Origin of the sequence: Vagococcus fluvialis (genome assembly GCF_003337315.1) — a bacterium.
GTDB classification, from domain to species: Bacteria; Bacillota; Bacilli; order Lactobacillales; family Vagococcaceae; genus Vagococcus; species Vagococcus fluvialis.
Genome location: NZ_QPJV01000012.1, coordinates 34,479 through 55,493 on the forward strand (window position 1 = coordinate 34,479; position 21,015 = coordinate 55,493).

The window sequence follows — 21,015 nt, forward strand, 5'->3', positions numbered from 1 at the left end:
TCTATTTGTATTATAACACTTTACTTAAGAAATCTTGTGTTCTGCTGTTTTGTGGGTTTGTGAAAATCTCTTCTGGAGTAGCATCTTCTTGAACAATTCCATCAGCCATAAAAATGACACGATCTGCTACTTCTCGGGCAAATCCCATTTCATGAGTCACAACAACCATCGTCATACCTTCTTTAGCTAAGTCTTTCATAACTGCTAATACTTCACCAACCATTTCTGGGTCAAGGGCTGATGTTGGTTCATCAAAAAGCATGACATCTGGATTCATAGCAAGAGCTCTGGCGATTGCCACACGTTGCTGTTGTCCACCTGAAAGTTGAGAGGGGAAGCTAGTTGCTTTATCTTTAAGACCAACACGCTCTAAAAGTGTTAGAGCAGTTGCTTCGGCTTCTTTAGGGTCTTCACCTTTTACTTTAATAGGGCTAATAGTTAAATTTTCTAGCACTGATTTATGAGGGAAGAGGTTAAATCCTTGGAACACCATTCCCATTTTTTGACGTAGTTGATTGATATCTGTTTTTGAGTCAGTTAAATCAACACCTTCAAAATTAATGGTTCCTGTTGTAGGTTGTTCCAAAAGATTTAAACATCTTAAAAAGGTACTTTTACCACTTCCAGAAGGGCCGATTACCACAACTACTTCACCTTTATTAATAGTCAGGTCAATTCCTTTTAAAACTTCATTTTTATCAAATGTTTTTGTTAAACCTTCAATATTAATCATTGGCCATTCTCCTTTCAGCAACACCTAAAATTCTAGATAGTGTAAATGTTAAGACAAAGTAAATCAGTGAGGTAATCATAATTGGTAAGAAAGGCTTGAAGCTTGCTCCTTGAACTACACCAGATTGGAACATCAACTCTGATACACCAATAACAGATACAACAGATGATTCTTTAATAACTGTGACAAATTCGTTTCCTAAGGCAGGTAAAATATTTTTAATCGCTTGTGGTAAGACAATATGACGCATAGCTTGTGCTTGATTCATACCAAGAGATCGTGCTGCTTCAGTTTGTCCTTTATTAACGGCATTAATACCGGCACGCACAATTTCAGCCACATAAGCACCACTGTTTAAAATAAGAGCTAAACAACTTGCTGTTAAGGCACTTAATTCTAAACCTAATACATTTGAGCCAAAGAATACTAAGAAGATTTGAACAAGTAAGGGAGTTCCACGAACGTATTCAATATAAACAAAAGCAATACCTTTTAGTAATTTGTTTTTTGATAGTTTCATAAGAGCTAAAACAGCCCCTAAAATAGAACCGAAGAATACACCAACAAAAGCAAGGAAAACAGTATATCCAGTTCCTTTAACGTAATAAGGTAAATATTTTTTTAAGAAAGATTCTTCATTAAACATTAATTCGTAAGCATCTTTTTTGTAGCCAGCCATTAAATCTTCATCTAAGACTTCTTTAATTGATTGGTTAATTGAGTCTGCAAAATCTGTTGAATCTTTTGGAATAGCAACAGCAGTTTGTTTTGTGCCATCTTTAAATTTAATATCAGAGAAAGATAAAGCTGAGTTTTGAGAAATATAAGCTTCAGCAACTGGCCCCTCAATAACAGCACCTTCAATTTTATTGTTTTGTAGTTGCATTATGATATCAGGTAAACGTTGTAGAGAAACTGTATCTGCAAGTAATTCATTCATAGCTAATTCTTCTTGAGTACTTTGTTTTTGGGCACCAACTTTTAAGCCTTCTAAACTATTTAACTCATCATATTTACCAGCATCACTTGTACGCACGACAACTCTTTGTTCTACAGTCATGTAAGGATTAGAGAAATCAACTTCTTTTAATCTCTCAGGTGTTGGGGACATACCGGAAATAATCATGTCGATTTTTCCAGTTTTCAAAGCGCCAATTAAAGCGTCAAAACCATACTCTTCAACTTTTAGTTCAACACCCATATCATCAGCAATTTTTTGTGCGATATCGATATCCATACCAACAATCTTGTCTTTTCCATCAACAGTGGCATGAAACTCATAAGGTGCGTAGTCAGCAGAAAGTCCCACTGTTAAAACACCTTTATCTTGAACTTTTTTCAGGGTTGGATCATTTGTTTCAGCTTGGACAAAAGTTTGTCCGAATAAACTGAAAATAAAAATAAGGGCAATCGTTAATTGTTTTTTACATTTATTTATCATTCGTTGTACTCCTTTTATTTTTGTCGATGTTTGAATTATACATATAAATTGAATAATATTCAAGTTAAAAATGAATATTTGTATAAAATTCTGAATATTTGTTGATTTTTATGCATAAAAAGTCTATTCTTTATTTAATGAAATTAAGGGAGGGCTATTTTTTATGAATAGTTTGATTGTTAGAGGTGCGCCAGAAGAGTATATTTGCGAGGTTGGAGCATGGAGTTATTTAGAAGAACACTTAATAAGAAGGCAAATAGATAAAGTATTAATTTTGCATGGTGAAAAATCTTTAGCAGTAGCAAAACCATTTTTACCAGAATTTAAAAAGGTAGAAGGCATATATGCTCATTATCAAAATGAATGTCAGTTTGAAATTGCTGATTATTTTATAGAACTTGTTAAAAAAGAAAATATTAATGGAATTATTGGGATTGGTGGTGGAAAAGTACTAGATTTAGCAAAATTAGTAGCAGACTCTCTAAAAATAAAAAGTATTTGTCTGCCTACATTAGCATCAACTTGTGCAGCTTATACACCTGTAAGTATTGTTTATAATCAAAATCATGAGATGGTTGATTTTAAAATCTTATCTCAAAGTGTTAGTTTAACTTTAATTGACCCAAGTATTTTATTAAACTCGCCAAAAGATTATTTAGTAGCAGGTATAGGTGATACACTAGCAAAATGGTATGAGGCAGATCCGATTATTTCAATTATTAAAGAGCCATCAGTTGAAATCTCAGTGGCTCATTTTGCAGCTAAATCCTGTCAGGAAAACTTAATGACAAACAGTGAAAAAGCTCTTCAAGATTTAGAAGATAATCAGTTGTCATCAGAGTTTATTAAGGTGATTGAAACGAATATTTTACTTGCGGGAATGGTCGGTGGTTTTGGAGATAAATACGGGCGAACATCAGGGGCTCACAGTATTCACGATGCTCTGACCTTTATCCCAAAAACAAGTAGTGTTCTTCATGGTAAAAAAGTAGCTTATGGTATCTTAGTCCAACTAGGAATTGAAGAAAAATGGAATGAAGTCAAAAAATTATTACCATTTTACAAGTCACTTGGTTTACCAACTAAATATTCTGAAATGGGTATTTTAAAAGAAGAAATGGAAAAAGTAGCTGATTTGGCAAGTAAAGACGAGTGTATGCTCTTGTTACCACTAGAAATTACAACAGAAAAAGTATTAGCAGCCATTGAAAGTTTAGAAGAGCTGTAACTAATGACAAGAACGGGTGAGGTAAGTTTATCCTTATCTCACACCTTTTTTATGAAACCGTTGACTTTTTTTGAAACACTTGTTAGTATTAATTTTATAAACAACAACTTAACGGATAGTGACATTTAGTTGGCTAAACCTAATTTTTCTAAAGACGAGGCATTTTTGTACTCATTTTTAGAAAGGTTGGGTTTTTCTTTTTATCCAAGTGACCTTGAAGTTTAAGAAAATATAGACGGAGGTAAGGAATATGGGCTTTAGAAAAGATTTTTTATGGGGCGGAGCAACTGCTGCCAATCAGTGTGAAGGTGGATATGACAAAGGTGGACGTGGCTTAGCTAACGTTGATTTAGCACCAGTTGGAAAGGACCGTTTCCCAGTTATTACAGGTGAAATGAAAATGTTCAATTTTGATGAGGATCATTTTTATCCAGCAAAAGAAGCTATTGATATGTACACTCATTTCAAAGAAGATATTGCTTTATTTGGAGAGATGGGATTTAAAACATATCGCCTGTCAATCGCTTGGAGTCGTATTTTCCCTAAAGGTGATGAAACAGAACCAAATGAAGAAGGACTACAATTTTACGAAGATTTATTCAAAGAATGTCGTAAATATGATATTGAGCCTTTAGTAACGATTACTCACTTTGATTGTCCAATGCATTTAGTTGAAAAATACGGGGCATGGAGAAGCCGTGAATTAGTAGGATTTTACGAGAATTTATGTCACGTCATTTTTAATCGCTATAAAGGCTTAGTAAAATATTGGTTAACATTCAACGAAATTAACATGATTTTACACGCACCATTTATGGGAGCTGGACTTTACTTTGAAGAAGGCGAAAACAAAGAGCAAGTTAAATATCAAGCAGCTCACCACGAGTTAGTAGCAAGTGCTATTGCCACTAAAATTGCTCATGAAGTAGACCCAGAAAATCAAGTAGGTTGTATGTTAGCAGCAGGAACAAACTATGCTTATACACCAAAACCAGAAGATGTTTGGGCAGCTAAAAAAGCAGACCGAGAAAACTATTTCTTCATTGATGTTCAATCACGTGGGGAATACCCAGCATATGCTCTTAAAGAAATGGAACGTAATGGAATCAACATTAAGATGGAAGAAGGAGATAAAGAATTACTAAGAGCTCATACTGTAGACTTTATTTCATTCTCTTATTATTCATCACGTGTTCAAACAACTGATCCAGAATTGTTAGAACAAACAGCAGGTAACATCTTTGCTTCAGTTAAAAATCCTTATTTAGAAGCTAGTGAGTGGGGATGGCAAATTGATCCACTTGGACTTCGTGTGACGATGAATGATTTATATGATCGTTACCAAAAACCATTATTTATTGTGGAAAATGGTTTAGGAGCAGTAGATACTCCTGATGAAAATGGTTATGTGGAAGATGATTACCGTATTTCTTATCTAGCAGCTCACGTTCAGGCAATGAAAGATGCTGTTGAATTAGATGGCGTTGATTTATTAGGTTATACAACATGGGGATGTATTGACTTAGTAAGTGCTGGAACTGGGGAAATGAAAAAACGTTACGGCTTCATTTATGTAGACCGTGATAACGAAGGTAATGGAACCCTTAAACGTTCTAAGAAAAAATCATTTGATTGGTATAAAAAAGTTATTGCTACAAATGGTGAAGATTTAAGTAACAACTAACAATTGAAGAGAGACTGAAATTCTGACAGTCTCTTTTTTTATGGCTAAAAAATAAAAACGGTTACAAAAAAAGGAGAATAAATATGAAAAAATCAGTTAAACTATTAGGTGTTTTATCTTTAAGTATTTTATTATTAGGAGCTTATGGTTCAAATAAAAAAGCTAACGAAAATACTACTACAAAGAAAAAGGAAGAGTTAGCCTTATATGTGGTTCGTCATGGTAAAACAATGTTAAATACAACTGACCGCGTACAAGGTTGGTCAGATGCTGTCTTAACAAAAGAAGGCGAAGAAGTTGTAACAGCTGCTGGAAAAGGCTTAGGAGATGTTGATTTTCAAAATGCTTATAGTAGTGATAGTGGTCGAGCTGTTCAAACAGCTGAATTAATTATCAAAGAAAATAAAAAATCATCTCAATTAGAAGTCCAAAAAGACCCTGGGTTAAGAGAGTTTAACTTTGGAACTTATGAAGGCGATTTGAATCACACAATGTGGGGAGATATTGCGAAAAAACAAGGAGTAACAACTGAAGAATTTATGAAAACAATGACACCTAAATCATTTGCTGATAGTGTGGCAGAAATCGATAAAGAAAAAAATGTTGATGGTAAAAATTGGTCAGCAGAAGATTTTGAAACAATTACAACTAGATTAACAAAATCAATTGATGAGATTGTTGAAAAAGAAATGAAAAATGAAGGTAGTGGAAATGTCTTAGTTGTTTCTCATGGTCTAAGTATCTCTGCCTTACTAGATACTTTGTTTGATGATTTTAAAATGCCAGAAGGTGGTTTGAAAAATGCTAGTGTCTCTGTGATTAAAGTAAAGGATGGAAAATATAACTTAGAGTCAGTTAATGATACAAGTTATATTGAAGCAGGGAAAAAATAGATTAAATTAAAAGACTTTGACGTAAAGGTAGATTCCTACGTCAAAGTCTTTTTTAAAATTGTAAAGTAAATAATATTAGCGGCTCATCTGTTTGATTTTTAACATTGTGATTAGTAAAAGGTTCTAAATAAATAGCATCACCTTCATATAAAGTTTGCATTTCTCCAGTTAAATCAATAGCGGCTTTACCACTAATAATATAATTAATTTCACTTAAATTATGAGAGATTAATTGACCACTTGAAGATGAATGAGCGTCAATTATTATTTTTGAAACAATCATATTTTCTGAGTGAATAGGCATATTAAATAAAGTGTGATAGTAGGTAGCGCTAGATTGCCAAGGTTGATATAAAGTTTCTTTAGGTTCTCTGAAAATTTTGTAGCCATTGTATGTTTCAATACCAGATGAGTGATTCACATCATTATGACTAGCTAGTAGTGAAGCTACTTCAATTTCTAATACATCACATATTTTTCGTAATGCTTCAATGGAAGGTCTGTTTAAACCACGTTCAATTTGAGATAGGAAACTTGCTGTATAGCCAGTTTTTTCGCCCAATGTTGCTAAAGTCATATTTTTAGATTTTCTAATATCTTTAAGATGCTTAAAGTCCATAATAGACATCCTTTTCGAATTTATATTTTATTGCCATAACGTATTATGACTTAAAATTTTATGTTTTTCAACAAATGATATCCGGCTCATTATTTTTTAATTTATTTTTAATAAAACTATTGACTTATGCAAATAGAGAGATTACTATTGTTAACAATTAGTTAAAAAAATAAACAAATTTAACCATTTGTTAAAAAGGGGTGTTTCTATGAGAATCACAAAAGTTAATGTTTCCTCAAAAGCGATTAAATTAAAATCACCACTCATTATTTCATTAGGAAAAATTGAATATGCCATGAGCGCTGTTGTTAAAATTGAGACAGATGAGGGTATTGTAGGAGTTGGTGAAGGAGCTCCAGGGATTTTAATTACAGGAGAAACTTTAGATGGAACGGTTCAGTGTATTAAGGAAATTGGTAAAGTGATATTAGGTTGTAATCCTTTAGATTTTGAAAAGATTTACTTTTTAATGAATAGTGTAGCAGCTCACGCACCGTCTGCTAAAACAGCTATTGATATTGCGATTCACGATATTATTGGAAAAGTTAGTAATCAGTCGATTGCTCAATTGTTTGGAGGTTACCGTGAGTCAATTGAAACAGACATGACTTTGAGCATTGATGACGCAGATATTATGGCAAAAAAAGCTAAGCAGCACATCGAAGCAGGATTTAACACACTGAAAGTAAAAGTTGGCGTTGATGAAAAACTTGATGTAGAACGAATTAAAAAGATTCGTGAATCTGTCGGTTCAGCAACTAAAATCCGTTTAGATGCTAATCAAGCTTGGTATCCTAAACAAGCTATTCAGATGATTGAGCGATTAGGTGAATATGATATTGAGTTGGTAGAACAACCTGTTAAATCTCATAATTTAGAGGGATTAAAATTTGTTCGTGATCATTCGAGAATTCCAATTATGGCTGATGAAAGTTGTTTCACTGCAAAGGATGCTCTTCGATTAGTTCGAATGGAAGCAGTTGATTTTGTTAACATCAAGTTAATGAAATGTGGTGGTCTTTATGAAGCTGCTAAGATCAGTTCTATCTGCGAAATAGCTGGTATTGAATGTATGATTGGTTGTATGGCAGAGGAAACCAATATTGGTGTCACTGCAGCAGCTCATTTAGCGAGTGGTCTAAAAAATATTACACGCTGTGATTTAGACGCTACTTTTGGTTTGACAGAAGTAGTATTACCAGGAGGAGTACCATTAGAAGAGACTAAAGATATTAAGGTTAGCCATGAAATAGGATTAGGAATTGGGGGTTAATTCATTGAAATACGATTTAAGTTATTTAAGCATACCTTTACCAGAAGATGTGTCAAAACTAAAATATTTTGGTGACTTTAAAGGAGCAAATGCCTTAATAGATTTTCTATTAGAAAGAAAATCAACACCTATTTCCCTTAGAAAACGTCTTGAAATTGAAAAAGATGTATTAGGTATGATGGGAAATAACGAATATCCTTATTCTTTCGAAGAAGCTAGGCAAATGATGACTGAGGATATTAAAGATTTTAAGGCAGATGAGCTTGTAGTGTTAAGGAATACTGGGAAAGTTGATTGGATTTATGTTGATGGAGAAGTTAAATTTCAACGTCGTTTTTTAGCGAATTTATTTAAAACACAAAGTACCTATAGTGATCGAAGAATTTCTTCAGAAGATAATGCAGTTGAAGTTTTAAGACAACAAGAATTAGATGAAAATGTTGTTTTGATGAAAGAAAAAGGAAAACGTCAAGTTGAAATAACCATTAAAGGATCTATTAAAGTTAAAAAAGAACATGAGAGAGTAGGAGAAAAAGTTAAGGTTTATTTACCTATTCCAAAAGCTTGTAAACAAAATTCTGAGATTAAAATTATTAGAACTTCACCAACCGCTACTTTCATAGCACCAGAAGATGAGGAACAAAGAACAATATATTTTGAGACAATTTTAGAAGAAAATCAAGTTTTTGAAGTAACTTATAGTTATGTTCACACAATTCCTTATAGAGAACTTGATTCAGATAAAGCTATGGTATGTGATATAACAACTGATTTAGAAGAGGTGTTACCTCATATGGCTTTTACGCCATATTTAGAAAATTTATTGGAAGAAATTTTAGAAGATGAAACAAATCCAATCAAACAAGCGAGAAAGATATTTGATTTTGTGACGACAAAGGTGAATTATTCTTTTATGCGTGAGTATTTTACTATTGAGAATATTTCTGAATATGCAGCGGTAAATCTAAAAGGTGATTGTGGCGTACAAGCCATTCTATTTATTACACTTTGTAGAATGAGTGGAATTCCTGCTAAATGGCAATCAGGTCTTTATGTTTCAAGTCATTATACAGGGTGTCATGACTGGGCACAATTTTATGTCGCACCTTATGGTTGGGTACATGCAGATTTATCATTTGCAGGAGGTGCGTATCGAAATAAAAAATTAGAACGTTGGAATTATTATTTTGGTAATTTGGATATTTTTAGAATGGTTGCTAATTCAGCTATTCAACAAGATTTTAATCCAGCTAAAGCTGAGTTAAGGGCTGACCCAATTGATAATCAACGTGGGGAGTTTGAGTATGTGGGACAAGGATTACCTTATGCTTGTCTTGAAGTAAGTCAAGAATTAGTGGAGATGAAGGAATTGAATTAAAAGGGGCGAGTTAAGTATGAGGAAAAAGCAATATTTAAAATTGGGAATCCTTGTTATGGGGACTATGTTATTAGCTAGTTGTGGTAATCAAGAAACTACTAAAGAAAAGACAACAAAGAATAAAGACACTTCAACTGAAAGTCGTACAATCAATTTAATGGAGCAAACAGAAATTGGTTCATTAGATACGATTTTCACTCAAGATGAAGCAAGCGTTAACTTACAAGCTAACGTATTTGAAGGATTGTATCAATTAGATGAAAAAGATAATGTTCAACCTGCAATTGCTAAAGAGTTGCCCAAAATTTCTGAAGATGGCAAAACATATACAATTAAACTGAGAGAAGATAGCAAATGGAGTAACGGGGATCCTGTCACAGCTAATGACTTCGTTTTTGCTTGGCAAAAAATGGCAGATCCTGCTAATCAGGCAAATTATTTCTTTTTACTAGATGGAACGGTTGAAAATGGGACAGCTATCATTAATGGAGATAAAAAACCTGATGAATTAGGTATTGAAGCAAAAGATGATTACACATTAGAAATTAGATTAGAAAAACCAGTGACTTACTTTACATCAATGTTAACTTTCACACCATTTTTCCCTCAAAATCAAAAATATGTAGAGGAAAAAGGAAAAGAGTATGGAACATCAAGTGATGCAATTGTATCCAATGGCGCTTATTTAATTAAAGACTGGAACCAAGCGTCAATGAGTTGGGATTTAGAAAAAAATCCTGATTATTATGCTGTTGATGAAGTAAAAAATGATAAGTTACATTTTGAAGTTATTAAAGAGGCAAATACAGCTTATAACTTATTTGAGTCAGGGGAGCTTGATATTGCAACTATAAGTGGTGATTTAGCAGTTAATAATAAAGAAAATCCTAACTTCAAAGCTGTTCAAACGTCTAAAATATATTATTTAAAACTTAACCAAGTAAGAAATGGAAAACCATCTATTTTTGCTAATGAAAATGTTAGAAAAGCGATTGCTTACGGTTTAGATAAAGAAACATTAACAGAAAGCATTGTATCTGATGGCTCTAGACCTGTTTATGGTTATGTTCCTTATGGCTTTGTATCTAATCCAAAAACAGGAGTCGACTACCGTGAAGAAGCTGGAGATGTGGCGAAAACAGATAGTAAAAAAGCAAAAGAATATTTAGAAAAAGCGAAAGTTGAACTAAATGGTGAAGTAACTGTGGAGTTTTTATCAAAAGATGGAGACAGTGATAAGCGAATTGCTGAGTATATTCAAGGGCAATTACAAGAAACATTACCAGGCTTAAAATTAGATATTAAAACAGTTCCACAACAAAATAGTATTGAACTAACTAAAAAAGGTGATTATGAAATCGCTATGGGGACTTGGGCACCAGATTATCAAGACCCAACTTCATTCTTAGGTAATCTAAAGAGTGGTAATAATAGTGGATATAGTAATCCTAAATTTGATGATTTATTAGATGATGCAGCCAATAAATATGGTAACGATCCAGTTAAACGATGGGAAACCTTAATAGCGGCAGAAAAAATTATGGTTGAAGATGATGCAGCGATTGTTCCATTATTCCAACAATATCGAGGACAACTTGTTAATGATAAGTTAACAGGGATTACTCGTCATTTGTTCGGTTCAACAATGACTTATAAGACATTAAAAATTGAAGATTAGTTTTAAAAATAAGGAATTGTGCTATAAGAAATATCTTCTTATGCACGATTCTTTTTTGTTTTTTTATATGAGGATTATTAATAATATATTAAAATAAGATTAAAATAAAGTTGCTTTGTTCTAATTTTTGTAATAAACTAACATTTATAACAAAAAAGGGGTTTGATAGTATGAAATATAAAAAGCTATTAGGGAGCGTTGTTTTAATGAGCTCTGCTATTTTACTAGCAGCTTGTTCAGGTGGCGATAATAAGAAGAATGAAGGTAGTGCTAGTTCGGGTAAAAAAGAGACAAAAACAGAACAAGTAGCTAAATTTGGTATTCCTCAAGAGATTGCTAGTGTGGACCCAGCAAGAGCTACAGATAAAGTAAGTTTTGGAGCTTTAAATCAGATTTATGAAGGTTTTTACCGTATGAATGCTGATAATAAACCAGAACCTGCTGGCGCAAAAGAATTGGCAGAAGTTAGTGAAGATGGCTTAACATATACACTTAAATTAAGAGAAGAAGCTAAATGGAGTAACGGAGAACCTGTTGTAGCAGCAGACTATGTCTATGCTTGGCAACGAGTAATTAACCCAGAAACAGCTTCAGAATATGCTTATTTGATTGAAAATGTTAAAAATGCTGGTGCTATTATGAAGGGCGAGAAAAAGCCTGACGAACTAGGTATCGAAGCAGTGAACGATCATGAAATTAAAATCACTTTAGATAATGCCATTCCTTACATGGACTCATTATTAGCTTTCCCAACTTTCTTCCCGTTAAACCAAAAAGCTGTTGAAGAATTTGGAAATGACTTCTCAAATACAAGTGAAAAAGCAATCTACAATGGCCCATTTGTATTAGCAGAATTTGATGGACCAGGATCAGATGTTGAGTGGAAATATTTAAAAAATAAAGATTACTGGGATGCAGACAGTGTGAAAATCGGTGAAGTTCAAGCAACTGTTGTTAAAGAAGCATCAACAGCATTAAATCTTTATGAAGATGGCCAACTTGATGATGTTATTATTTCTGGTGAGTTAGCTAAGCAATATGCTAATGATGATAACTTTGTTGGAGATAAAGACGGACGCGTTGTTTATTTAGATATGAACAAAAAAAGCAAAACAGTGCCCTTTGATAACTTAAACTTTAGAAAAGCTCTTTTCTATGCTGTTGATAATGAAACAATCGTTAACACAGTATTAGGAGATGGTTCTCAAGCAGTAAATGGTATTGTACCAAGTAGCCTATCAGTAAATCCAGAAACTGGAAAAGATTTCGTTGAAGAGTCTGGTGGCTACAAAACTTTTGATGAGAAAAAAGCCAAAGAGTATTTAGAAAAAGCTAAAAAAGAAACAGGCAAAGATAAATTTACCTTTGATATTTTAACAGATGACAATGACTCAACTAAGAAATTAGCAGAATACCTACAAGGAGCATTTAAAGAAGTGTTAGGTATTGAAACAACAGTTACAGCAGTAACAAAACCAATTCGTTTAGATCGTACAAGTATTGAAAAAAGTGATTATGACTTTGTTGTTACAGCTTGGGGAGCAGACTACACAGATGTCAGCTCATTCTTAGACCTATTTGTAACAGGTAATGCTTACAACAGAGGTCTATACTCAAGTCCAGCTTATGATAAAATTATTGACGAGGCTCGTACAACGAATGCAGTTAAAGAAAAAGAACGTTGGGAAAATTACTTAGATGCTGAGAAACTTCTTTTAGAAGATGATGCAGCAGTTATCCCAGTTTACCAAGTAGTTGAAGCTCACTTAAGAAATCCTAAAATGTCAGGCTATATTAGTCATAGTGCAGGAGCTTCATACGAATACAAATATTTAGAGATGAAAGAATAAAAGAGTTGACGGCCTAAATAATATTTGTTATTGTATCTCTTAACAAATAAAATAATGGTCTGAGTAAATGTATTGAAAAGGAAAGTAATTACTTGTTGATGTTTTTAGAGAGTCTCGGTTGGTGAAAAGAGATAACGGAAAGAGTAATGAAAATGGCCTTTGAACAGATAGGTTGACTAATTAAACCTATACGGGGGTGCCTGTTAACGCACAATGGTATGATAGTACCGGAAAAAAGCAGACGCTTTTCAACGAAAAGGTGGTAGCAAAGAAAGAATCTTTGTCCTTTAATAGGGCGAGGATTCTTTTTTTATTCTTTTTTAACACTTTTACTGACCGATAAAGGAGATTTTACAATGAAAAAAAATATTTTGTTAGGCAGTATTGTTGTGTTGTCACTTATTCTTGGCGCTTGTGGTAATAATGGTGGTAAGACAAGCGAGACGACTAAAAAAGAAACGAAAGAGGCTATTTCTCAGAGTATAGTCATTAGTACACCAGCCCCAATCTCAACCTTAGATACAACTCAGACAACAGATAAAAATACATTTACTATGGTTCAACATTTGTTTGAAGGTTTAACTAGATTTGATGAAACAACAACGCCAGTTCCTGGTATTGCAAAGACAATTGATGTAAGTGAAGACGGTAAAGAATATAACTTTACCTTAAGAGAGGATGCGAAATGGAGTAACGGTGAAACAATTACAGCTCATGATTTTGAGTATGCTTGGAAACGCCTGTTAAGTCCTGATACGCAAGGTCCTAATGCTTATTTACTTGATAATGTTGTTAATGGATTAGCTGTTAGAAATGGTGAGAAACCAGTTGATGAAGTTGGTTTTAAAGCAACTTCGGACACAGAATTTAAAGTAACTCTAGAAAATCCTCAACCGTCATTTCTATCTGTGTTAGCAATTGGTTGGTTAGCGCCACAACAACAAGCCTATGTTGAAAAAACAGGAGCAGCATACGGCACAAATTCTGATTCACTTCTTTACAATGGCGCCTTTGTTTTAACGAACTGGGATGGTACAAGTGATACTTGGACTTTAGAAAAAAATAAAGAATATTACGATCAAGAAGCTGTTAAATTAGAAGAAGTTTCTGTTCAAACATTAAAAGAAGAAAACACAGGAATTAGTTTATTTGAAGGTGGCGATCTTGACCTAGTAAGAATTAGTGGTCAAAATGTTGCACAGTACAGTAACTTAGATGGTTATGTGACGTTTAATGATGTGGCAAATAGCTTTTTAGACTTTAATAAAAAAGAGGGTTCACCATTAGCTAATCTTGATTTAAGAAAAGCAATTGCTTTAGCTATTGATAAAGAAGCTTTAACTGAAAGTGTATTAGCAGATGGTTCAAAACCGTTAAATGGTTTAGTACCAGCAGGACTTGATTCTAATCCTGAAACAAATGAAGATTACCGTAAATACTCAGGAGATCATGTGACTTACAATGTTGATGAAGCTAAAAAACATTGGAAACAAGCTCAAAAAGAAGTTGGAGAAAAACTAGAAGTTAATCTTCTAGCAGCTGATACAGACCAAGGTAAAAAAGTTTCTGAGTATATTCAAAGTCAATTAGAAGAAAATTTACCAGGATTAAAAATCAACGTAAATTTACAACCTTCTAATAATGTTAACCAATCAAGAAGAGAAAAAAATTATGAAATTTCATTATCAGGTTGGATTGCAGGAAGCAGTGAAATTGATTCTTACTTTAACTTATACGTAACAAATTCATCATATAACTATGGTAACTATAACAACAAAGAGTATACTGATTTAGTAGTGAAAGCTAAAACAGTTGATGCCAATGATAGTAATAAACAGTTTGAAGATTATAAAAAAGCAGAGGAAATATTACTTGAGCAAGATAGCGCTCATGTTCCCGTTTATCAAAGTGCTTCAAATTATTTAGTAAATCCTAAAATTAAAAATGTGGAATATCCATCATATGGAGGTTATTTCTTCCTCAGAAATGCTGAATTAACAGAATAATTAGGAGAGTGACACATGAAAGAGACGTTATTAAAAAGATTTATCCAGTATGCTAAATTAAATACCAGATCTGACGCTAGTAGTTCAACGATTCCAACAACTAAATCTCAAGAAGAATTTGCTTTTATTTTAAAAGAAGAACTAGAAAGAATAGGATTATCTAAGATTGATTATAATCAGACAAATGGCTTCTTAACAGCTGTCTTACCTAAAAATGCTGACAATTATCCAAGTGTTGGCTTAATTGCTCACTTAGATACTGCAGATTTTAATGCTGAAAATATTACACCACTTGTTCATGAAAATTATGACGGTAAAGATGTGCTGCTTAATAAAGAACAGGATATTGTGATGAAAGTCAGTGAATTTCCTAATCTAAAAGACTATATAGGGGAAACATTAATTACTACTGATGGTACAACTCTTTTAGGAGCAGATGATAAAGCTGGTATCGTAGAAATTTTAGGAGCAATTGATTATTTTATTGCAAATCCTGATGAGAATCACGGTGATATTTGGGTAGCCTTTGGACCTGATGAGGAAATTGGTCAAGGGGCTGACCATTTTGATGTGTCACGTTTTCCAGCTGATTATGCGTATACTATTGATAGTGGTCGTGTGGGACATTTTGAATATGAAACTTTTAATGCTGCTCAAGCAACAATAAAAATTGATGGCACAAGTGTACATCCAGGAACAGCCTATGGCATGATGGTTAATGCAAATAAAGTAGCTAATTTAATTGATCAAAGACTGCCACAAGATGAAGTGCCAGAAAAAACACGTGGTAAGGAAGGTTTTTATTTACTACACGACTATCATGGCTCAATTGATAAAGCTGAGATGGTTTATATTATTCGTGACCATGACACGGCACTTTTTGAATACCGAAAAGAAAGACTAGTTTCTATAGTAGAAACACTAAATAAAGAACTAGACCGTCCAAGAATTCAAATTGAACTAAAAGATCAGTACTATAATATGAAGGAAATCATTGAAAAAGATATGACTTCAGTAGATGTTGCTATTAAAGCAATGAAAAATTTAGGAATTGAACCGATTATTACGCCTTTTAGAGGTGGAACAGATGGCTCTAAAATTTCCTTTATGGGACTACCGACACCTAATATTTTTACAGGCGGTGAAAACTTCCACGGTCAATATGAATTTATTACCTTAGAGGCGATGGAAACAGCTACAAAAACAATTATTGAAATTATCAAAGAAGGTAAATCATAAAATTTTAAAGGTAGTAATAAGAGTTCAAACTCTTTTTACTACCTTTTTTAATTAATTTAAATGTGAAAAAAACAGCAAAAAAGGTTGAAAAATTATTTATACCATTGTACACTCAATATGTGAACAAGTTATTGAAATCACAATCTTTTTTGGAGGGAAACAAATAATGAAGAGTAAAATGTTTAAAACAGTAACAACTAGCTTAGCAGTTATGTTTTTACTAGCTGGCTGTGGGAGTAATAAAACAGCAGATACAAAGGAAAGTTCAAAATCTTCTGAGTCAAGTACTGAAGTAACAACAGGTGCTTCGGAAAAAGGATACACTGATCCTAAAGAGATGAAAGATGAGTACGATATTATTATTGTTGGTGCTGGTGGAGCAGGGATGGCTGCAGCAATCGAAGCTAAAAATGATGGTAAAAATCCAGTTATTTTTGAGAAAATGCCAGTGGCTGGTGGAAATACACTTAAATCTTCAAGTGGTATGAATGCTTCAGAAACTAAATTCCAAAAAGAAGAAGGTATCGAAGATAGTAACGATAAATTCTTTGAAGAAACATTAAAAGGTGGACATGGAACAAATGACCAAGAATTATTACGTTTTTATGTTGATAATTCAGCAGATGCTATTGATTGGTTAGATTCTATGGGAATTAAATTAAACAACTTAACAATTACAGGTGGTATGAGTGAAAAGAGAACTCATCGTCCTGAAGATGGTTCAGCAGTTGGTGGTTATTTAGTAGATGGTTTAACAAAAAATGTATTTGAAAAAGAAATTCCATTATTTGTTAATGCTGACGTAACTGAAATCACTGAAAAAGACGGACAAGTAACAGGTGTTAAAGTTAACGTTGAAGGTACTGAAAAAGAAGTTAAAAGTAAAGCAGTTGTTGTGACAACTGGTGGCTACGGTGCTAACCCTAAAATGTTAGAAGCAGAAAAACCTGAATTAAAAGGTTACGTAACAACTAACTCAGATGGTAGTACTGGTGATGGTATTAAGATGATTGAAAAATTAGGTGGTCAAACAGTTGATATGGACCAAATTCAAATTCATCCAACAGTACAACAAGATAAAGGTATTTTAATTGGTGAGGCTGTACGTGGTGAAGGTGGTATTTTAGTATCCCAAGAAGGTAAACGTTTTGTAAACGAAATGGATACACGTGATAATGTATCAGCAGCTGAAAATGCTCTTAAAGAAAAATCATCTTACTTAATCTTTGACTCAGGTGTTAAAGAACGAGTAAAAGCAATTGATTTCTATGAAAAACAAGGTTTTGTTACAAAAGCTGATTCAGTAGAAGTTTTAGCTAAAGAGCTTAAAATGGATGAAAAAACATTACAAGAAACAGTAGATACATGGAATAAAGCAGTAGCTGATAAAAAAGATACTGAATTTAAACGCGAAACAGGTATGGACAATGGTTTAGATGGTAAAGAATTCTATGCTATTAAAATTGCACCAGGTATCCATTACACAATGGGTGGTGTGAAAATTAACACTAAAACAGAGGTTCTAGATAAAGATGGAAAAGCAATTCCTGGACTTTTTGCAGCTGGTGAAGTAACTGGTGGTTTACACGGTGAAAACCGAATTGGTGGTAACTCAGTAGGAGATATTATTGTATTTGGTCGTGAATCTGGTAAACAATCAGCAGCCTTTGTAAAATAATAAATGAATGATTGTGCTGTGGCATAAGTTATAATACTTATGTCACAGTATTTTTATTTAAAAAGGAGTAGATTAAGATGGACATCACTAATTATTTATTAGTTTGTTTAATGGAAGAAAGTGCTGAAATAGCACAAGCAGCAGCAAAAAGTATTCGCTTTGGTTTAGATGATTCTCATCCAGAACGAGTAGGAGAAACTAATGAAGATGACCTACTAGAAGAACTGTATCAGTGTATTGCTGTTGTTGAGATGCTTCAAGAAAATAAAAATTTAAAAACTTTAACAAATGAAGAGATACAGTGTATTAAGAATAAGAAAAAAGAAAAGATGATAAAATACATGAGTTATTCTAAAGAAAAAGGACAATTAAATTAGTAATTGATTAGTGTCTTTTTCTCTATTTTTTGATACACTATTAATACAGTGTCTTTAATGTATTTGTTAGGAGGAGAAAAATGAAGCGAATTGACCGAGTTTATCAATATGTCAAAAGTGAAACTGAAAATTTAAATAGCTCAGAGATAGATAATTTTGTTGGTGTTACCACTAATCAAGTAGCTGAAAATTGCAATATTCAGCGTAGCAATGCTAGTAAAGATTTAAATAGTCTTGTTCGTGAAGGGTTGATAGATAAGCTTGATGGCAGACCAGTGCGATATGTCTGTAAATCTGTCTTTCGTCATAAACCTCTTTCTAAATACGTAGAGAGTTATTTAGAAACAGAGCCCAATGTCAAACCACCTAAAAAAGTTGAGACTTTTACGTCAGAAGATATATTTAAGCGAGTTGTTGGGGCTTATGGTAGTATGAAAAATTCGACAGAGCAAGCAAAAGCAGCTATTCTTTATCCACCAAAAGGTTTGAATTGTTTAATCATTGGCCCAACAGGCTCAGGAAAAACTTTTTTTGCTCATACTATGTTTCAATTTGCCAAAGAAAATCAAGTCATCGATTCTAAAAAGGAAATGATTGTCTTTAACTGTGCTGACTATGCCAGTAACCCAGAGTTATTAATGAGTCATTTATTTGGTCATGTAAAGGGAGCTTTTACAGGAGCAGAGCAAGAAAAAGAAGGTTTGATTAGTTTAGCCAATAATAGTTATTTATTCTTAGATGAAATTCACCGTTTACCTCCAGAAGGACAAGAAATGGTTTTTTATTTTATGGATAATGGCAGTTACGCTAAATTAGGTGAAACTCAAAAAACGCATCATGCTAATGTACGTATTATTTGTGCCACAACAGAAGACCCAAGTTCATCTCTTTTAAATACCTTTGTCAGAAGGATACCAATCACTATTCAGTTACCTAATTTTAAGGATCGAACAGCTAAAGAAAAAATTGATTTAGTTAAGATGATGATGGCTATGGAGGCTAAACGAATCCAAAGAAAAATTATTTTAACAGAAGATGTGATTAAAGCTCTAATTGGTAGTGTGTCATATGGAAATGTGGGGCAATTAAAATCTAATGTGCAGCTAGTGACAGCTCAGGCCTTTCTAAATTATATGGATAAAGATGAACTTTATATTTCACTTGATGAATTAAATGAAAATATCAAAGAAGGTTTAATTACTTTAGCTCATGATAGAGAGGGCATGTCCGAGTTGACATCACAATTAACACCGCAAATTTCAATTTCACCAAATACACCATTAGATATTTTTGAAGAAGACTCTTATGAGTTGCCATATAACTTATACGAAATTATTGGTGATAAAGCGGCTGTTTTAAAAGAAGATGGTTTAACACAAGATGCCATTAATCATTTTATTTCAACAGATATTAATGTTCATTTGAAGTCATTCTATAGAAATCATGGATTTACTTTTGATACAGAAAGTAAATTAACAGAAATTATTGATGAGCGAATATTAAATACGACTAGAAAAATATATGAGTATGCCAAAGAAGCTCTAGACTATGATTTTCAGACGAACTTTTTATATGCAATGGGATTTCATATTAGCTCTTTCTTGAACCGTTTGAAAAATGAAAAAGATACGGTGCACGCCAATAACGAAAATATCCAAAACATGGTAGCACACTACCCAGAAGAGATGAAGGTAGCTCAAGTTTTTAAAGAAATCATTGAAGAGGATTATCATGTGAAAGTTCCAGACTCTGAAGTTCAATACTTAACTGTATTACTCGTTTCCCTTAGAGAGAGTAAGGCTGATGGCAGAATTGGAATAGTTGTTGCCGCTCATGGTAATTCAACAGCAACAAGCATGGCACAAGTAGTGACTCAACTATTAAAAGTGGACAATCTAAGAGCTGTTGATATGCCTCTAGAGATGAAACCAAAAGAAGCTTTTGAAAAAATAGTTGATGAAGTTGTTGCTGTTGACGAGGGGAGTGGTGTCATGCTACTTGTTGACATGGGGTCTCTTAGTACGTTTTCAGATGATTTGAAAACAAGAACAGGTATAGAAGTCAAAACCATTGATATGGTAACAACTGCTGTGGTTCTTGAAGCTGCCAGAAAATCTAGTTTATTAGATACAAGTTTGACAGATTTACACCATTCGATTCTTGATTTCCATGGTTATACAATGGGAGACAAGGAAGAAGTTGAGATTAAAGAAACTCACTTTTCAAAAGAAAAGGCAATTGTTGCTATATGTGCCTCTGGAAAAGGAACTGCTCAACGAATGAAGGAGTTAATAGATAAGTATTTGTTATCTCATCTTGAAGAAGATATTCACGTTTTGCCGATTTCAGTAGTAGAGATGCATGCAAAGATAAAAAGTATTCAGGAAGATTACCATATAATAGCTACAACAGGTATTAAGGATCCAAAAATAGAGTCACCGTTTATTTCTATGGATCTTTTATTTTCGAGTGAAGGTTCACAAGTTTTAGAAAAAGTTATTTTTGATGATTTCGAAGAAGTTACCTCAGAGTTATCTTTAGAAAAAGCTCAAACTCTTTGTTATGACTATTTAAAAGATAGTTTTACGTTTATTAATCCGGATAAATTAATGCATCCTTTATGGGATTTTGTTACAAAAGTTTGTCAGTTAAGTCAGCTACCTACGAATGAAACATTTTATATTAATCTTTGCTTACACACAGCAGGAGCTATTGAAAGAGAACTTAGAAGTGATACCTTATCAACAGAAATAACAGAATTGCAGCAAATGAAAACTAATCCATTGTACCTATCCATTGAACCTGCCTATGAGTTATTAAAGGATACCTTACAAATCGAGTTTTCAGATAGCGAGAAATTTTTTATTCTAAAAATTGTTGAAAATGAATTAAATAAATAATGACTTATAATACAGTAACAATACACATGTTCAGGGTG

15 protein-coding genes and 1 other annotated feature are annotated in these 21,015 nt (G+C 33.2%); of the genes, 12 read left to right on the forward strand and 3 right to left on the reverse strand.

Translation table 11 applies throughout. The annotated features are described in order from the left end of the window. Positions 1-10 precede the first annotated feature (10 nt). Together DFR54_RS10770 and DFR54_RS10775 are read right to left on the reverse strand one after the other, a co-directional pair. Complete coding sequence (locus tag DFR54_RS10770) at positions 11-733, reverse strand: amino acid ABC transporter ATP-binding protein (protein ID WP_114290233.1); 723 nt, start codon at positions 731-733, stop codon at positions 11-13. Then, positions 726-2,171, reverse strand: coding sequence for an ABC transporter substrate-binding protein/permease (locus DFR54_RS10775; RefSeq protein ID WP_376716387.1), 1,446 nt, complete (start codon positions 2,169-2,171; stop codon positions 726-728). Before DFR54_RS10775 ends, DFR54_RS10770 begins: the two co-directional genes overlap by 8 nt. Before the next feature lie 166 nt (positions 2,172-2,337). Here DFR54_RS10775 and DFR54_RS10780 point away from each other — a divergent pair, with 166 nt between their 5' ends. The 3 genes from DFR54_RS10780 (at position 2,338) to DFR54_RS10790 (ending at position 5,979) form a co-directional block, all read left to right on the forward strand. Continuing rightward, positions 2,338-3,402, forward strand: a complete 1,065-nt coding sequence (locus tag DFR54_RS10780) for an iron-containing alcohol dehydrogenase family protein (protein ID WP_114290235.1) — start codon at positions 2,338-2,340, stop codon at positions 3,400-3,402. Between the two features lie 250 nt (positions 3,403-3,652). Then, entirely contained in the window at positions 3,653-5,086 is a 1,434-nt protein-coding gene (locus tag DFR54_RS10785; RefSeq protein WP_114290236.1) for a 6-phospho-beta-glucosidase, read from the forward strand. A gap of 83 nt (positions 5,087-5,169) precedes the next feature. Next, on the forward strand, positions 5,170-5,979 hold the full coding sequence (locus DFR54_RS10790; RefSeq protein WP_114290237.1) for a histidine phosphatase family protein: 810 nt from the start codon (positions 5,170-5,172) through the stop codon (positions 5,977-5,979). Between the two features lie 52 nt (positions 5,980-6,031). Here the strand turns inward: DFR54_RS10790 and DFR54_RS10795 are convergent, their stop codons facing one another. Further along, positions 6,032-6,598, reverse strand: coding sequence for an XRE family transcriptional regulator (locus tag DFR54_RS10795; RefSeq protein ID WP_114290238.1), 567 nt, complete (start codon positions 6,596-6,598; stop codon positions 6,032-6,034). A 208-nt stretch (positions 6,599-6,806) separates the two neighbouring features. On the opposite strand from DFR54_RS10795, the gene DFR54_RS10800 reads away from it, so the two are divergent. From DFR54_RS10800 to DFR54_RS10840, 9 genes are all read left to right on the forward strand, one after another. Next, positions 6,807-7,871, forward strand: a complete 1,065-nt coding sequence (locus DFR54_RS10800; protein WP_114290239.1) for a dipeptide epimerase — start codon at positions 6,807-6,809, stop codon at positions 7,869-7,871. A gap of 4 nt (positions 7,872-7,875) precedes the next feature. Continuing rightward, a complete protein-coding gene (locus tag DFR54_RS10805) occupies positions 7,876-9,249 on the forward strand; it encodes a transglutaminase-like domain-containing protein (RefSeq protein ID WP_114290240.1) in 1,374 nt (457 codons plus the stop codon). Positions 9,250-9,265: 16 nt separating this feature from the next. Continuing rightward, positions 9,266-10,927, forward strand: coding sequence for a peptide ABC transporter substrate-binding protein (locus DFR54_RS10810; RefSeq protein ID WP_114290241.1), 1,662 nt, complete (start codon positions 9,266-9,268; stop codon positions 10,925-10,927). A gap of 170 nt (positions 10,928-11,097) precedes the next feature. Continuing rightward, entirely contained in the window at positions 11,098-12,777 is a 1,680-nt protein-coding gene (locus DFR54_RS10815; protein WP_114290242.1) for a peptide ABC transporter substrate-binding protein, read from the forward strand. A 63-nt stretch (positions 12,778-12,840) separates the two neighbouring features. Further along, positions 12,841-13,068, forward strand: a binding site (T-box leader). Positions 13,069-13,133: 65 nt separating this feature from the next. Then, entirely contained in the window at positions 13,134-14,783 is a 1,650-nt protein-coding gene (locus DFR54_RS10820) for a peptide ABC transporter substrate-binding protein (RefSeq protein ID WP_114290243.1), read from the forward strand. 15 nt (positions 14,784-14,798) lie between these two features. After that, positions 14,799-16,022, forward strand: a complete 1,224-nt coding sequence (gene pepT / locus DFR54_RS10825; RefSeq protein WP_114290244.1) for a peptidase T — start codon at positions 14,799-14,801, stop codon at positions 16,020-16,022. Positions 16,023-16,200: 178 nt separating this feature from the next. Continuing rightward, entirely contained in the window at positions 16,201-17,700 is a 1,500-nt protein-coding gene (locus tag DFR54_RS10830; RefSeq protein ID WP_207027361.1) for a flavocytochrome c, read from the forward strand. 77 nt (positions 17,701-17,777) lie between these two features. Beyond that, on the forward strand, positions 17,778-18,077 hold the full coding sequence (locus tag DFR54_RS10835; RefSeq protein WP_114290246.1) for a hypothetical protein: 300 nt from the start codon (positions 17,778-17,780) through the stop codon (positions 18,075-18,077). 80 nt (positions 18,078-18,157) lie between these two features. Then, complete coding sequence (locus DFR54_RS10840; RefSeq protein WP_114290247.1) at positions 18,158-20,977, forward strand: sigma-54-dependent transcriptional regulator; 2,820 nt, start codon at positions 18,158-18,160, stop codon at positions 20,975-20,977. Positions 20,978-21,015 lie beyond the last annotated feature (38 nt).